The sequence below is a fragment of the Saliphagus sp. GCM10025317 genome, assembly GCF_042663665.1.
Taxonomy (GTDB): Archaea; Halobacteriota; Halobacteria; order Halobacteriales; family Natrialbaceae; genus Natronosalvus.
Window position 1 is genome coordinate 1,705,566 of record NZ_JBHTAQ010000005.1, and the last position, 15,601, is coordinate 1,721,166.

Annotated in this window: 12 protein-coding genes; 6 read left to right on the forward strand and 6 right to left on the reverse strand. The window is 65.6% G+C overall.

Annotation, left to right across the window (positions count from 1 at the left end; all coding sequences use genetic code 11):
* Positions 1-322 precede the first annotated feature (322 nt).
* Complete coding sequence (gene tmcA / locus ACFQS4_RS10335) at positions 323-2,653, forward strand: tRNA(Met) cytidine acetyltransferase TmcA (protein WP_497901430.1); 2,331 nt, start codon at positions 323-325, stop codon at positions 2,651-2,653.
* A gap of 59 nt (positions 2,654-2,712) precedes the next feature.
* On the opposite strand, the gene ACFQS4_RS10340 is transcribed toward tmcA, so the two are convergent.
* Together ACFQS4_RS10340 and ACFQS4_RS10345 are read right to left on the reverse strand one after the other, a co-directional pair.
* The gene (locus ACFQS4_RS10340; RefSeq protein WP_497901431.1) at positions 2,713-3,312 is read right to left on the reverse strand and encodes a VOC family protein; all 600 of its coding nucleotides are present in this window, start codon (positions 3,310-3,312) and stop codon (positions 2,713-2,715) included.
* A 94-nt stretch (positions 3,313-3,406) separates the two neighbouring features.
* On the reverse strand, positions 3,407-4,852 hold the full coding sequence (locus ACFQS4_RS10345) for a DEAD/DEAH box helicase (RefSeq protein WP_497901432.1): 1,446 nt from the start codon (positions 4,850-4,852) through the stop codon (positions 3,407-3,409).
* A gap of 150 nt (positions 4,853-5,002) precedes the next feature.
* On the opposite strand from ACFQS4_RS10345, the gene ACFQS4_RS10350 reads away from it, so the two are divergent.
* The 3 genes from ACFQS4_RS10350 to ACFQS4_RS10360 all read left to right on the forward strand — a co-directional run bounded on the left by ACFQS4_RS10350 (position 5,003) and on the right by ACFQS4_RS10360 (position 9,124).
* Positions 5,003-6,361: a nucleotide exchange factor GrpE gene (locus ACFQS4_RS10350; protein WP_497901433.1), complete on the forward strand. Its 1,359-nt coding sequence runs from the start codon at positions 5,003-5,005 to the stop codon at positions 6,359-6,361.
* Between the two features lie 148 nt (positions 6,362-6,509).
* Positions 6,510-8,264: a 2-oxoacid:acceptor oxidoreductase subunit alpha gene (locus tag ACFQS4_RS10355; RefSeq protein WP_497901434.1), complete on the forward strand. Its 1,755-nt coding sequence runs from the start codon at positions 6,510-6,512 to the stop codon at positions 8,262-8,264.
* Positions 8,261-9,124 carry a 2-oxoacid:ferredoxin oxidoreductase subunit beta gene (locus tag ACFQS4_RS10360; RefSeq protein WP_497901435.1) on the forward strand — a complete coding sequence of 288 codons (864 nt, stop codon included), beginning with the start codon at positions 8,261-8,263 and terminating at the stop codon, positions 9,122-9,124. The genes ACFQS4_RS10355 and ACFQS4_RS10360 overlap by 4 nt, the downstream gene beginning before the upstream one ends.
* A gap of 65 nt (positions 9,125-9,189) precedes the next feature.
* Here the strand turns inward: ACFQS4_RS10360 and ACFQS4_RS10365 are convergent, their stop codons facing one another.
* Positions 9,190-9,867, reverse strand: coding sequence for a DUF6517 family protein (locus tag ACFQS4_RS10365; protein WP_497901436.1), 678 nt, complete (start codon positions 9,865-9,867; stop codon positions 9,190-9,192).
* Positions 9,868-10,002: 135 nt separating this feature from the next.
* Between ACFQS4_RS10365 and ACFQS4_RS10370 the strand changes: the two genes are divergently transcribed.
* Positions 10,003-11,124, forward strand: a complete 1,122-nt coding sequence (locus ACFQS4_RS10370; protein ID WP_497901437.1) for a pyridoxal phosphate-dependent aminotransferase — start codon at positions 10,003-10,005, stop codon at positions 11,122-11,124.
* Between the two features lie 226 nt (positions 11,125-11,350).
* On the opposite strand, the gene ACFQS4_RS10375 is transcribed toward ACFQS4_RS10370, so the two are convergent.
* Positions 11,351-11,650 carry a DUF8152 family protein gene (locus ACFQS4_RS10375; RefSeq protein ID WP_497901438.1) on the reverse strand — a complete coding sequence of 100 codons (300 nt, stop codon included), beginning with the start codon at positions 11,648-11,650 and terminating at the stop codon, positions 11,351-11,353.
* 106 nt (positions 11,651-11,756) lie between these two features.
* A complete protein-coding gene (locus ACFQS4_RS10380; protein ID WP_497901439.1) occupies positions 11,757-13,031 on the reverse strand; it encodes a S8 family peptidase in 1,275 nt (424 codons plus the stop codon).
* Between the two features lie 271 nt (positions 13,032-13,302).
* Here ACFQS4_RS10380 and ACFQS4_RS10385 point away from each other — a divergent pair, with 271 nt between their 5' ends.
* Complete coding sequence (locus ACFQS4_RS10385; protein WP_497901440.1) at positions 13,303-14,166, forward strand: UbiA family prenyltransferase; 864 nt, start codon at positions 13,303-13,305, stop codon at positions 14,164-14,166.
* On the opposite strand, the gene ACFQS4_RS10390 is transcribed toward ACFQS4_RS10385, so the two are convergent.
* Positions 14,159-15,466 carry an MFS transporter gene (locus ACFQS4_RS10390; RefSeq protein ID WP_497901441.1) on the reverse strand — a complete coding sequence of 436 codons (1,308 nt, stop codon included), beginning with the start codon at positions 15,464-15,466 and terminating at the stop codon, positions 14,159-14,161. The two genes, ACFQS4_RS10385 and ACFQS4_RS10390, sit on opposite strands and share 8 nt — an antisense overlap.
* Between the last annotated feature and the right edge of the window lie 135 nt (positions 15,467-15,601).

Below are 15,601 nucleotides of genomic sequence, written 5' to 3' on the forward strand. Positions count from 1 at the left end.
CCTACGCGCGGGCTCGCACTCCCCTGCCGTCCGGGGCTGGGCCCGGGCCGGGTCGTCCGGCGAAAGTCCTGTGAGGCTAGGAGTATCATCAACCCCGCGTAGGGTGTACTTGCCAGTAACGGTGCCCCCCTTAAAAGCGTGTTCAAACGAACGGAGGCGTGGGAAACCGTTGCACGGGAGGAAGGCTGGCCGACGGCTCACGGTCGCCTTCGCGATCGACGACCACTCGTCAGGCGGGAACGTGAATGAGAGTCAGTCGACAGTAACTCGCGGGCGAGTGCCAGCCGACAGTAACTTACGACCACCTGTCCGATGAGCCCACATGAACGTCGCCGCGCACGCTCGAGCCCTCCGCGAGGAGGCCGCCTCGGTCGACGAGCGTCGCGGCCTGGTGCTCGCGGGCGACCGCGAGCGGGGGTACGAGATTCTGGCGACGGTCCTCGAGTCCCTCGACGTCCCGATTTCGCGGACGACGCTGGTCGGCCCCGAGGATCGGCTGCGCTGTGAACACCGGACCCAGTCCGAAGCCGGGGCGCTCCTGGGCACCACGCGGGACGTCGTGATCCTCGACGCTCACGACACCCTCGAGCCGAACTCGCTGGGGAAACTCGTGGGAACGATCGACGCCGGAGGACTCTTGATCCTGCTGACGCCACCGCTCGATGAGTGGCCCGATCGACGAGGTTCGTTCGAGCGATCGATGGCCGTTCCCCCGTTCGAACTCGAGGACGTGACCGGACGCTTTCGAGCGCGGCTCGTCGAGACACTTCGCGTCCACCGCGGGATCGCTATCGCGGACGTCGACGACGACCGCCTCGAGGATGACGGGCTGACGCACCCGGCTCCCCGTCTGGCTCGTCGCGGGGACCCCCTCCAGACGCGAGAAGTTCCCGATGTCCTCACCTTCGAAACGGATGCTGCAGACGGCGTCAAGGAGACTCGAGCGTTCCCTCGGGACGCATACGACGCCTGTTACACCGACGACCAGCGAACGGCGCTCGAGACCCTCGAGCGCCTTCGCTCTCCCGAGAACGCCGTCGTCCTCGAGGCCGACCGCGGCCGCGGCAAGTCGAGCGCGGTCGGGCTGGCAGCCGGCTGTTTCGCCGCCGCGGGCGATCACGTGCTGGTTACCGCGCCCGCCTGGGCAAACGCGGCCGAAGCCTTCGCCCGGGCGAGCGAGTTGCTCGCCGCCCGGGACGACCTCGAGAGCGACCCAGGGGCGACCAGTCAGGTACTGTGGACCGTCGACGGCGGAACCGTCGAGTATGCCCCGCCGCTCGAGGCCGTCTCCCGCATCGAAACCACCGACGTCGTACTGGTCGACGAGGCCGCCGCCCTCTCGGTGACGGTACTCGAGTCGCTGCTGGCCGCCGATCGAATCGCGTTCGCGACGACGATCCACGGCTACGAGGGGGCCGGACGCGGATTCTCCGTTCGCTTTCGAGATCGGCTCGAGGCGAGCGACCACGACGTCTTCGAGTACGCCCTGCAGGAGCCGATCCGGTACGCCGCCGGCGACCCGCTCGAGGTCTGGTCGTTTCGAGCGCTGTTGCTCGACGCCAGTCCACCGGTCGCCCCGTTGCTCGAGGAGGCGACCCCGGAGTCGGTCGAGTATCGCCGCCTCGAGCCCGATGCCCTCCTCGAAGACGAGTCGCTCCTCCGGGAGGTCGTCGGCCTGCTCGTGCTCGCCCACTACCGAACCGAGCCGAACGACCTCGCCCGACTGCTCGACGCGCCGAACCTCGAGACGCGGGCCTTGCTCCACGACGGTCACGTCGTCAGCGTTGCCCTGCTGGCACGGGAGGGGAATCTCTCGGCAGCGGATCGAGAACGGATGTACGAGGGCGGGCGCATCCGCGGGAACATGATCCCGGACATACTGACGAGTCACGTGCGCGACGAGTCGGCAGGCGAGTACGCCGGGGTTCGCGTGGTTCGGATCGCGACCCACCACGCGCGGCGCGAGCGGGGGCTCGGCTCACACCTCCTGGAGCGCATCCAGGAGGAGTTCGACGGGGCGGTCGACTGGCTCGGCACCGGCTTCGGTGCGACGCCCAACCTCGTCTCGTTCTGGCGGGCGAACGGCTACCGGACGGTCCACCTCTCGACGACTCGCAACGACACGAGCGGAGAGTACTCGGCAATCATGCTCTCACCGATGACCGGGGCGGGGGAGGCCCTGCTCGAGCGCCACGCGACTCGCTTCGCCAGGCGCTTGCCGAGAGTGCTCTCCGACACCCTGCACGACCTCGATCCTGACGTGGTTCGGGCCGTTACCAGATCGGTCGGGACCGAGTACGGGCTCCCGCTCGAGCTATCGCCCCACGAGTGGCGGATCGTCGCCGGCGCGGCGTACGGCCCTGGCCTCTACGACGTCGATCCCGGGCCGTTCAGGCGACTGGTCGCGAGGGCGCTGATCGAGCACCCGCCAGAACTCGAGGACGCGCTCACCACGCGTCAGGAACAGTTACTCGTCCGGCGCGTCCTCCAGGCTCACACCTGGGACGACGTGGCGGCAGACCTCGAGTTTCACTCCTCCCGTCAGTGCATGCGGGCGTTCGGGTCGGCGCTTCAGCCGCTGGTCGATCACTACGGCGCGGACGTCGCGCAGACAGTTCGCGACCGATTTCTCGAGGACGAACCACGCGAGTAACCCGGCGCCCCCATCCAGCAGTGAGAACTGGCCACAGTCGCTTCGGTCGATGCGGGATCCTACGCGCCGAGGAGTTCGTCAGCGGCCACTTTCCTGGACGTTCGACTCGTTGCCAGGACGAACGTCTCCACCCACGTGCTCTCACCAGGTTCGATTCGAAGCGCTGGGATATCCCCGAACACGTCGGCAAGGGCCGCTCGTGCCGCATCTGCCTCGAGAAGACGGAGAACCGTCTCCTCGAGCCGACATTCGGAAACGTCGCCCAGTTCCGCTACTCCCTCACCGTCCGGTGGGTGGACTTCGACGCGAAACTCCCACGGCGTCATCACGAACGTTCGTCGTTCGTTTCGACGGACCGACCAACCCCGAGATTCCGCGCGCTCAAGCGCCGCCTCGAAATCGGGCACGATCAGACCGAGGTGGTCGAAGTGCGGACGACGGCCGGGGGCGAGTGTAACGTTCACGCCGCCTCGCTGGTGGACCTGGAGTTTGAATCGAAACCCTTCGGGAATTTCGTCGGTCGGCCCGAGGGAAACGCCCTCGCCCCGGACGCTCCCGAATCGCTGATTGAGTGGGAGACCGGCCCGCTCGAGGCGGCTTTCGGCTTCGCCGACGGACGGAGTGTTGAAATGGAGGTGAAAGAGCGTCGATTGCGGCATATGCGAGAGGTAGGATGAGACCGTGATAACGCTGTGGGGTTCACCGAGTGACGAGGCCGACGCGGACGACAGCCCGGAGACAACTGACCCGAGTTCACCGCCGCCGATCGGCAATCGACTCCTCGCTCGTCTCGGCGGCCACGAGTTCGTAGAGGATCGCCCGCCCGCCGTCGTCCTTCGGGCGCAGGATTCGACCCAGGCGCTGGGTGAACTCCCGCTCGCTTCCGCTCCCCGAGAGCACGACTGCGACCGAGGCGTCGGGCACGTCGACCCCCTCGTCCAGGACGTTCGAGGTCACCACGCGGGAGTAGATCCCGTCGCGAAAGCGCTCGAGGATCTCGCGTCGCTCGGCGGTTCCCGTCTGGTGGGTGATCACCGGAATCAAAAATCGCTCGCCGACCTCGTAGGCGAGGTCGTTGTATGCCGTGAAGACGATCGTCCGCTCGCCGCGGTGCGTCTCGAGCACCTCGGCGAGGGCCTCGATCTTCCCCTCGGCGCCGAGCATAATCTCGCGGGCGCGCTGTCGGGCCAGGAGCGCCTCCCGCGCGGCCGGGTCGCTCCCCGAGCGCTTGACGAGTTCCTGGTAGTCCGAACCCGACTGCATCCGGATGTTCGAGCGCGCGAGGTAGTCGGTGAAGGTTCCCTGGTGGCGCTCGTAGGCCTCGCGCTCGCGCTCCGTGAGTTCGATCTCCCGGCGCTTGACGTCGTAGGGCGCCAGGTGTTCGCCCGCGAGGTCGTCGGGCGAGAGTCGGTGAACGACGGGACCGACGAGGTCTTCGATCACCTCGTGGGCGTCGTCGGGTCGCTCGAACGTCGCGGTCAGTCCCAGCCTGGCCGGTGCGGCCAGTAGCCGGGCAATCTGGCGGTAGCCCTCGCCGCCGAGGTGGTGGACCTCGTCGAAGACGACGAATCCAAACCGGTCCCCGACCGCGTCGGCTTTCAGGTACGCCGAGTCGTACGTCGAGACGGTCAGCGCCTCGAATTGCTGCTCGCCGCCGCCGAACCGGCCGACGGGGACGTCGAACTCCGCCTCGAGTTCCGTCGCCCATTGCTCGAGCAGGTCGATCGTCGGGACGACGACCAGCGTCGGGACCGCGAGGCGCTCGATGGCCTCGATGGCGATGACGGTCTTCCCGCTGCCGGTCGGCAACTCGAGGACGCCCGCGGGCGCCGGGTGGGACGGGCCACCGTCGGCGAAGGACAGGCCCTCCCAGCGGTCCGTCTCGAGCCAGCGCTCGAGGGCCGTCCGCTGGTAGGATCGAAGTTCGTACTCGGAGGCGAGGCCCTCAGGCATACTGGTAGTCGCCGCGAGGACCGCGTCCTCGACCGACTCGCCGCGTCGGGCGAGCGCCGCACGGAGCCAGGCGTAATTGACGGCTTCCGTACGAAGAGTGTCCGAACGCGGGTCGAACTCGAGTTCGACGGTGGCCAGTGAGGCGTCTTCGAGGAGCGCCTCGGCTCTGGCCTCGGGCGCCTCGATCCGGATCGTCCCGTCCTCGTACCGGAGACGGATCGACGACGGGGAGCGAGCGGGGGACATCGACTACCGACAGGTCGGGACGACGAGTACATAATTCCCGTGTTCGTTCACGACGGCTTCGGTGACTCGAGTCGTCGACCTCCAGTCCAGAGAGTGGAAACGAGAACGCATACCTCAACCCTTTTATTACCGCTGTGCCTTGTCTGGGACATGAGCGAAGACGAGGGCGCAACCCCCACAGCCCAGGGCGTGCCTGCGGAAGGCGACGCCGAACCGGGGACCGATACCGAAACCGATGGTGATGGTTCGGACGCCGACGCTGACAACGAGCGTCCGAAGGACCGTGACGAGAACGTCAAGGACTCGCCTGCCGGGGAGGACGAGAACGAGGGGGTGTCGGATTCGGCGGGGGATACTGGAGAACTCACAGAGGCTGCGGAACCCGCAGAATCGGCGGAGATGACTCCCGAAAACGGGGACGCAGTTCCACAGACTAGCGACGAGATCCGCGACCTGCTCGAGACGCTGCGGGGCTACGACGACGAAATCGCCCGCGACGTCACCTCCATCGTCGAGATGGCCCGCGACCTGAACGGGACCGTCACCGACCAGCGCGAGGAACTCGAGGACCTGAGCGAGCGCGTCGAGGCCCAGGCCGAAACCATCGGCGACCTCCAGGACCAACTCGAGGAGCGCGAGGAGGAACTCGCCGACCGCGAGGCAACGATCGAGGAGCACGAGCAACAGATCGAGGACCTCAAGGGCCACGTCAAACGGACCCAGGCGGACTTCCAGAACTACAAGAAACGGGCGAAAAAGCGCCAGGAACAGCTCAAAGAGCGCGCGACCGAGGACCTCGTCGGGCGACTCGTCGGCGTCCGCGACAACCTCAAGCGAGCACTTTCGGAGGAGAGCGGCGACGTCGAGACGCTGCGGGAGGGCGTCGAGATGACGCTTCGAGAGTTCGACCGCGTCCTGGCCGAGGAGAACGTCGAGGAGATCGATCCCGAACCGGGAACCGAGGTCGACCCCCAGCGTCACGAGGTCATGGTGCAAATCGACAGCGACCAGCCAGAGGGGACGATCGCCGAGGTGTTCACGCCCGGCTACGAGATGGGCGAGAAAGTGATCCAGAATGCCCAGGTGACGGTGAGCAACGGCGAACTCGAGAGTGAGGACCTCGAGGACGCAGGTGCTGATGCGGACGACGCAGATGCGGACGCCGACGACGATGGCAGTTCTGACGACGAATCCACCGGCAGCGACAGTGATGGCGGTGATGACACTGGCGGCAGTGACGGCAGCGACGCCGACGAAACCAGTGAGGAGGGAGAGCCAGCAATCGACGACGAATCGGGGGAAACTGACGCATCGTTGGACGAGGACGGCGACCTCGAGAACGATAGGAGCGACGTAGACGATGCGGGCAACGACGACGATGCAGGCGACGAGAACGACGATGGCGATACGGGCGATTCTGCAGACGAGACGCCCGACGAAACCGACGATGCGATCGAACTCGGCGGCGAAGTCGCCTCAGACGACGACCTCGACGACGCCGAGCAGTAACCCGTCCTTTGGTTCGACCGCGCCGACTCGAGAAAACGGACGGCCGACAAAACATTCACTACGATTGGTGTAAGGGCTCCTCTCGAGCGCGGTTTCGGGTGGGGTTTCAGAAGTCTTTTGACGGGCTAGAGGCAAGGTTCGCTACGACATGACCGAGGACTTGAACTGGGCTATCGGAGGCGAGGCCGGGGACGGCATCGACTCCACCGGGAAGATCTTCGCCCAGGCACTCTCCAGGGCCGGACGACACGTCTTTACGTCGAAGGATTTCGCATCGCGAATCCGGGGCGGCTACACCGCCTACAAGATACGCACCTCCACGGACCGCGTCCAGAGTGTCGTCGATCGGCTCGACATTCTCGTCGCGCTCACCCAGCGAACCATCGACGAGAACCTCGACGAACTCCACGAAGGAAGCGCCGTCATCTACGACGGCGAACGCTCCTGGGACGCCGAGATTCCGGACGAAATCACCGCCGTCGACGTACCGCTCAAATCGCTGGCCGAGGAGGCCGGCGGCGCGATCATGCTCAACGTCGTCGCCCTCGGGGCCGCCTGCGAACTCACGGGCTTCGACGTCGCCTACCTCGACGAGGCGCTCGAGAAGCGCTTCGGCGGGAAGGGATCGAAGATCGTCGACAACAACAAAGACGCCGCCCGCAAGGGACGGGACTACGTCCAGGAGAACTACGACCTGGATCTGGGCTACGCCCTCGAGACGACCGACGAGGATTACGTCCTGCTCAACGGCGACGAGGCCATCGGAATGGGCGCGCTCGCCGCCGGGTGTCGCTTCTACGCCGGCTACCCGATCACGCCCGCGACGAACGTGATGGAGTACCTGATCGGGCGAATCGAACAGTACGGTGGCCACGTCGTCCAGGCCGAGGACGAACTCTCGGCGATCAACATGGCCCTCGGCGCGGCCCGCGGCGGCGCCCGGTCGATGACCGCAACCTCCGGCCCCGGCATCGACCTGATGGCCGAGACGTTCGGCCTCGTGGCGACCAGCGAGACGCCGCTGGTCATCGTCGACGTGATGCGCTCGGGCCCCTCGACGGGGATGCCGACCAAGCAGGAACAGGGCGACCTCAACATGACCCTCTACGGCGGCCACGGCGAGATTCCGCGCTTCGTCGTCGCCCCGACGACCATCGACGAGTGCTTCTGGAAGACCGTCGAGGCGTTCAACTACGCCGAGAAGTACCAGACGCCCGTCTACGTCGTCGCCGACCTCGCGCTGGCGGTCACCGAACAGACGTTCTCCCCTGAGACGTTCGACATGGACGCCGTCGAAATCGACCGCGGAAACTTGCTCGAGGACGACCAGGTCGCCGAGTGGCTCGACGACCAGGGCCACTTCCGCGCCCACGCCGCCACCGAGGACGGCATCAGTCCGCGCGCGATTCCCGGGATGACCGACGGCGCGCACATGAGCACGGGTCTCGAGCACGACGAACTCGGGCGGCGAACCGAGGACACCGAGGTCCGCGTCGAGCAGGTCGACAAGCGCAATCGCAAGGTCGAGACCGCGAAGGCCGAAGAAGAGTGGGATTACCGCGAGTTCGGCGACGAAGACGCCGACGACCTCGTCGTCTCCTGGGGCTCCAACGAAGGCGCGCTCCGGGAAGCCGTCGCCCTGCTCGAGGACGAGGACGTCCCGGTCCGGGTCATCTCGGTTCCCTACCTCTTCCCGCGACCTGACCTCAACGAGGAGTTCGAGGCCGCCGACGACGTCATCGTCGTCGAGTGTAACGCGACCGGCCAGTTCGCCGACGTGCTCGAGCACGACACGCTCCAGCGGGTCAAACGCATCAACAAGTACACCGGCGTGCGGTTCAAGGCGGATGAACTCGCCGAGGAAATTACCGCGAAACTGAAAGAGGAGGTGCCAGCACAATGAGCTCTGAGGTACGATTCACCGACTTCAAATCCGACAAGCAACCGACCTGGTGTCCCGGCTGTGGCGACTTCGGGACGATGAACGGCATGATGAAGGCCCTCGCGAACACGGGTAACGATCCCGACAACACCTTCCTGGTAGCCGGCATCGGCTGTTCGGGAAAGATCGGGACCTACATGCACAGCTACGCCATCCACGGCGTCCACGGCCGGGCCCTGCCCGTCGCGACAGGCGTGAAGATGGCCCGCCCCGACATCGAGGTCATGGCCGCCGGCGGCGACGGCGACGGCTACTCGATTGGTGCCGGTCACTTCGTCCACGCCACCCGGCGAAACGTCGACATGACCTACGTCGTCATGGACAACCGCATCTACGGGTTGACGAAGGGACAGGCCTCGCCGACCTCACGCTCGGACTTCGAGACGTCGACGACGCCCGAAGGGTCCCAGCAGCCGCCAGTCAATCCCCTCGCGCTCGCGCTCGCCTCGGGAGCGACGTTCATCGCCCAGTCGTTCGCCTCGGACGCGATTCGCCACGCCGAGATCATCGAGGAGGCCATCGAACACGACGGCTTCGGCTTCGTCAACGTGTTCAGCCCCTGCGTGACGTTCAACGACGTCGACACCTACGACTACTTCCGGGACTCGCTCGTCGACCTGAAGGAGGAGGACCACGACCGTCACGATTACGAGGCGGCCAAGGGGGTCATCCTCGACGCCGATAAGGAGTACCAAGGTGTGATGTACCAGAACGAGAACTCGATTCCCTACCACGAGCGACACGGGGTCACCGAGAACATGGCGGAGATTCCGGATGGCGCGCCCGAGAACGCCATGGACCTCGTTCGCGAGTTCTACTGAGTATCGGGTACAGAGTACCGCCACGGCTCAATTTTCGTTTCGTACCGCGTTTCGGCCTGCCGTCGCTACTCGAGAGACGGTGCGGGAACGTCTCGAGACGTCGGGTGTTCGACGGACCGCATCAGGTCCTCGATGTAGACGCCTTCGTCGGGCAGTTGCGTCGGGAAGCCACCGATCAGCACGATCAGGTCGTCGTCGTGGGTGAATTTCGTGACCCAGAGGGTAATCTCGAGGTGTTCGTCTTCGAACTGAGCTTCGGAGGCGAACTCGTCGACGGTCCGGTTCGCGCCCAGAATACCGAGGGCAAACGACTCGCCCGTCGGTTGCGGGTCGGCGAGTCCGTCGAACTCGCTCTCGAGTTCGCCGCCGAGTTCCTCGAGCAGTTCGTCGGTATCCATGTCGGCGAGCGGGTTCATCGCCTTCCCTCCGACCGACATCTTCGGCATGGAAACGGCGGCGAAGACGGCGGCGTCCCGACTCTGCTCCTGGATCGTCACCTCGTTCGTGTACGCGACCGACCAGGCCGACGCGACGATTTCTCGGCCGGCGGCCTCCTCGGTCACGCGTTGCCAGCCCGATTGGTACTCGGCGTAGCCCGTCGACTCGAGCGTCGCCTCGGTGGGGAGCACCGGTTCGGCGGTGTACTCGAGTGGTTCGTTCCCCAGTAGAAAGTCGAGACAGCCGGCGGTCGCCGCGAGCACCCCGGTACCGGCGCCAGCCAGGACCGATCTCCGGTTGATCATTACCTGAAAAAGTCACAGCGGAGGTATATGCGTTCTGGCTACCAGTCGGAAAGGCGATAAATATCCGTGATCGACTCGAGGGAGCGTCGAGCGAACGTATCAACAGTTATCGGGGTGGGCCACGCGCGTTCTGGTATGACGGCATTTTCCAGCCGGGTGGAAGCGGTGTCGATCAGCGGAATCCGCAAAGTGTTCGAGGCAGCGGGCGAGGACGCGATCAACCTCGGCATCGGACAGCCGGACTTCCCGACCCCCGAGCACGCTCGTCGGGCGGCCGTCGACGCCATCGAAGCCGGGAAGGCCGACGCCTACACCTCCAACAAGGGAACCCTCGAGTTGCGCGAGGCCATCTCCGCGAAGTACGACCGCGACTACGGCCTCGGCGTCGACCCGGGCGACGCCATCGTCACTGCGGGCGGCAGCGAGGCGCTCCACCTCGCGCTCGAGGCTCACGTCGACCCCGGCCAGGAGGTCATCTTCCCGGACCCTGGATTCGTCGCCTACGACGCCCTGACCCGACTCGCGAGCGGAACGCCGAAGCCGGTCGACCTGCGCGAGGACCTCACGCTCGACCCCGCCGCCGTCGAGGACGCGATCACCGACGACACGGCCGCCTTCGTCGTCAACAGTCCCGGCAACCCGACGGGGGCCGTCCAGAGCGAAACCGATATGCGCGAGTTCGCCCGCATCGCCGACGAATACGACGTGCTCTGCATCTCCGACGAGGTCTACGAGCACATCGTCTTCGACGGCGAGCACCGCTCTCCGATGGAGTTCGCGAGCACCGACAACGTCGTCGTCGTCAGCGCGTGCTCGAAGACCTACTCGATGACCGGCTGGCGGCTGGGCTGGGTCGTCGGTTCGAACCGCCGGATCGAGCGCATGCTTCGGGTCCACCAGTACTGCCAGGCCTGCGCCTCCGCGCCCGCTCAGTACGCCGCCGAGGCCGCCCTCACGGGTCCCCAGGATCCCGTCGACGAGATGGTCGCGGCCTTCGAGGAGCGCCGCGATGTCGTCGTCGAGGGCCTCGAAGCGGCCGGACTCGAGGTCCCGACCCCGAACGGAGCGTTCTACGCGATGCCGAGGGTTCCCGAGGGCTGGTGTGACGAGGTGCTCTCCCGCGGCGTCGTCGTCGTCCCCGGTGACGCCTTCGGCGAAAACGGCGCGGGCTACGCCCGATTGTCCTACGCGACCAGCATGGACGAACTCGAGGAGGCTCTCGAGATCATCCAGGAAGCGACCGAAGCTGTGCGGTAAGCTCGGTACGTACAGCGGAACTAGCCCGGTAGTTGGCGGGGCACAATAGGTAGAATAGCCACAATAGGTGGGGTGGGTGAAATAAGCGAAATAGATCGGGAGGGCGGGCAGATCCCTTCGGCTGATAGATGACCTGACCAGCGTCAATACGTAACTATAGAATCAGTATCGAATTGATGCATTTTTTGAAGTAATGAGGCCAGTACGATGCAGTCGGTGATACTGTTCACCCTGAAGCATCACTCGAGCCACCCAGAATCGCCGTACAAAGTTCCCGGGCGGATTCGAGATGCATCTTCGCCCGCTCGTGTTCGGGCGAGTCCGCTTCCGCGAGCAAGTGTGCGATCTGTCGAACTCGCTTTCGAGCCGTCGCCTCGTCCAGGTCGTTCTCCGTGGCGTCGCGGGCCACAGCCTCGGCTTCGCCCAGCCAGCGGTTCGTCCGGCGATCTATCGGGAGTTCGGCCGTGGCCTCGAGGTGGTCGTGGAGGCGACGGAAGCGAGCCTCGAGGGAGTCCGGGTCAGTCATCGGTTCACGTACGAACGCCAGCAACGTGGCTGTTCTGGACCGTCGGTTCCCTGGTTGCTGGCTCGAACGCGGAGAAAAGTGATCGAGGCGGATCGGCTCTATATGCCTAGAGGCGTTCGACCGTTTTTAACGCGTTCGTCCGACCGGCCCCGAACTCGGGATCGCTTCGGCCGTCCGTTCCCTCGGCGCCCTGGGCGATCGCGTCCCAGACTCGCCGAGTGTTGCTGCCGGGCGCGAGTTCGCGCACGAGTCCGGCGAGGCCGGTGACCTGCGGGGCAGCCATGGAGGTGCCGGCGGCCCAGCCGTAGCCACCGGGAACGGTCGAGTACACGAGGTTTGTGGGGTACGGCCACTCGACCTCGTCAGGGTCTTCGCTGACGGTCTTCTCCTCGGTTTCGTACCCGCCGCCAGGCGCGCCGACGGCGATCTCGTTCGACCCGTAGTTCGAGTAGAACGCGCGCTCGTCGTTCGGCGCCGTCGCGCTCACCGAGAGCACTCCAGAGAGGCTATTGGGGAGCGTGAAGAGGCCGGCCTGCTGGAGGTTCGCGTCGGAGTTGCCCGCAGAGCCGACGAGTAAGGTTCCGGCGCTCGTGACCGACTGGGCGATCGGTTCCATGACTCGTCGATACTGGTCGGCGTTTGCCGCCGGCGGGATGGGCGACGTTCCGATGCTCATGTTTGCTGCGTCCGCCCCAACTCCGGCAGCGTACTCCATGCCAGCCAGGATGTCACCGAAGGTGGCCCCACCCTCGGTGCCGAAGACGCGAATCGAGACGATAGTCGCGTCGGGCGCAGTACCGAGCATACCGACGCTGCCGTTGGCGGCCGTCGTCCCGGCCACGTGCGTGCCGTGATACCCGACGTCGCCCGTGTGGTCGCCGACCTGCCCCTCGATGATCGACACGCTCCGTTCGGTGTCGACGGTGAGATCGGGATGCGTATCGTCGACGCCGGTGTCGATGATCGCGACGGTCCGCCCAGCGCCAGTCGCGTGTTCGTGGGCCTCCCTGACCTGTTGTACCTGTTTGTCCCAGAGGTACTGGTCGTAGACCTGATCGACCGCCGTGCTGTTTTCCGTGTCCGCCATTTTGACGAGGGCGGGCGTCTCGAGTTCGAACGCGAGGTCGCGCAGTGCGAACGAGACGCCGCTGACGGATTCGAGGTCGTCGGTCGCGTCTGCCGGCCCAGTCGCGAGGAGCACGCGGCCGTTCGCGAGCGTAGACCGAACGTCGAATCCGGCGGCCGAGACGGTATCGGCCGCATCACCCGTTGTCCTGGCGAGGTAGCGCGCCTGTCCGTCGCTCGCACTCGCGAGTCCGGTAAACGTCATCGTTGCGCCCAGTGCACCCAGTCCCTGCAAGAGTGATCGTCGTGTCGTCATTGTGTGTGAATGTCCCGTGAGAGGGATAGTATAACACAGGCCACTACCAGTATATATGTTATGTGCTTGCACACGAGATGAAAGCGACCGATAGCTATACTCCGGCGGCGTCGTCAGTCTCGTAACTTCGACAGGAATCGATCCGCTTCGCGACAGAGAGGGTAGCTACTCTGGATTGGACCGATGTCGCTACGGACGTGTCCAGCGGTCGTGTTCTCGCGATTCGAAACACCCCTCCGGTATTATGTTTCGGGCGAACGTCTGGGGAACTATGGCACTCGCCAGACGCGGGTCCGGACTCGGAGCGGGCGCTCGGGCGTACTGGTCACAGGTGCATCCGGTGTTCATGCTGCCGCCGCTCGCCGCGTCGCTATTCGGTGCGATCCTCGCGCGAGGGATCGATCCCGGCGTCGCGAGCGTACACGTCCTCGCGATGTTCGCGGCGGTCTACACGGCTCACCTCAAAGACGGCTACGTCGACTTCCACGTTCGGGGCGAGGACGACGACCACCCGCTCACCGTTGCTGGCTGTCGTGTCGGTCTCCTGGCGTCGTCGATCCTGTTCGCCGCGTGCTGTCTCTACCTGTTCGTCGTCGTAAACTGGGTCGCCGCAGCGCTCACCGTTCCGACGTGGCTCGTCGCCTACCACCACGCGCCGCAACTCGACACGAACCCGCTCACGGCGACGACCGGCTATCCGCTGGGAATCGCCCTGAGCGTTCTCGGCGGATACTACGCGCAGGCGACGGCGATCAGCCTCCTCGCGCTCGGCTTCGCGATCGTCTTTCTCGTCTTACTGTCGGGAATCAAGGTGATCGACGACACCACGGACTACGACTACGACCGCTCGATCCGCAAGCGAACCGTCGCCGTCGTCGTCGGCCCGGAGCGGGCCTACACCGTCGCCTACGGACTGATGGTCGCAGGACTGCTCGTCGTCACCGGCCTGGCCGTTGCCCGCGTGTTCCCTCCCTCGAGTGTCCTCGCCGTGCTCGCGTTCGGCGCGGTCGCCGTCGTCGCCCGACGCGCGGAGCCGAAACTGGCGACGATGCTCCTCATCCGGGGGTCGTACGTCTTTCTCGCCGTCCTGGTCGCCGCGGTCTGGTTCGAACCGCTCGAGACGTTGTTTAGATAATCGATTCCTCGACAGACGGACTGACGCTCCCCGTGTGAGCGTAGATGCCGACGACCAAGAGGAGTCCCGCGAGGAGGGCGATTCCTGCGCTGGCGGCGTACATCACCTCGAAACCGACGGTCCTCGCCAGCGGGAGGGACACCAGGGGACCGAGTCCACCGCCGACGTCGCCCAGCACGTTGTTCGTCCCCATCGCCCGCCCCATTCGGTCTTCGGGCGTGAGATCGGCGAGTAGTGCCGTTAACGGGCCGCCCACGCCCCCTTGTCCCGCGCCGATGAGGGCACAGCCGACGACCACGGCGACGAACGAGCCTGCGAGGGTCAACACCAGGAAGCCGACCGCGTTCAACACCAGGAACGACACGAGCACGGGTACTCGCGCACCGACGGTGTCGCTCGCGACGCCGCCCGAGATGGTGAAGATGGCACCCATGAGCACGGTGATCGCCATGAGCATCCCCGAGGTTCCCTGCTCCCCGAAGTTGACATCGAAACCCAGGAGTGTCGTCGAGATGGTGAGCGACTCGGCGCCGAGATAGAGCACCAGCGTCGAGAACAGGACACCCACGTAGGCGAAGTAGAGCCCGAAGTTCACGAAGCCGACCGTCAGCGCCGGCACCGTCACCTCGAGGTCGAGTGGACTCACCGACGAATCGTGTTCCTCGACGTGAGTCTCCGGAACCACGGCGTAGGCAATGATGCTCGCCAACCCGGCGAAGGCCGCCGCGAGGACGAACGCCGTCGAGTTTCCGTACACCTCGCTCGCGACCCCGCCGAGGACCAGTCCCGCCGGAAACCCGAACGTGATTCCTGCCCGGACGATGCCCATGCTCGTTCCCCGAGAATCGGCCTCGCTCACGTCCGCGGTGATGGTGTACGCCGTCGCGAACACGAGCGCGCTTCCGAGCCCCCAGAGAACCCTGGCGAGCAGGAACCAGCCCTCTGGGCTCGAGGAGACGACGCCTATCGCAGAACCGAGGAGCGTGTCGGGCCTCGAGGCGTATATCGCGAGCACGTAGCCGAAGGTGGCCACGCCCTCGATCGCCAGTCCGACGACGAACGGCGTGCGGGTGCCGATCCGGTCGATGAGCACGCCTGCGGGCGCGTTCGCCACTAGCCGCGTCCAGCGGTTCGCCGAGAGAATGAGTCCCACCATGACCGCCGAAATGCCGAGCACCTCGCCGAGGTTCGGCAAAATCGGGAAGACGACCCCGCCGCCGAAGCCGACGAAGAAGGTACTCGCGACGACGGCGAACACGACACGGCGGGGGCTGGGTTCGGCAGGGCTCGAGTCCGGCACGGCGAGACACTCGGTGTTTCGTTTCGAGACACGGTCGATGCCCGTTTGGTTCTTGCGAAGGCGGCACTCGAGGGGCGAACGGGAGTTCGACGACGCTGATGAAAAGTAGCCCTTTCGGATGCGTTCAGGCGCTTC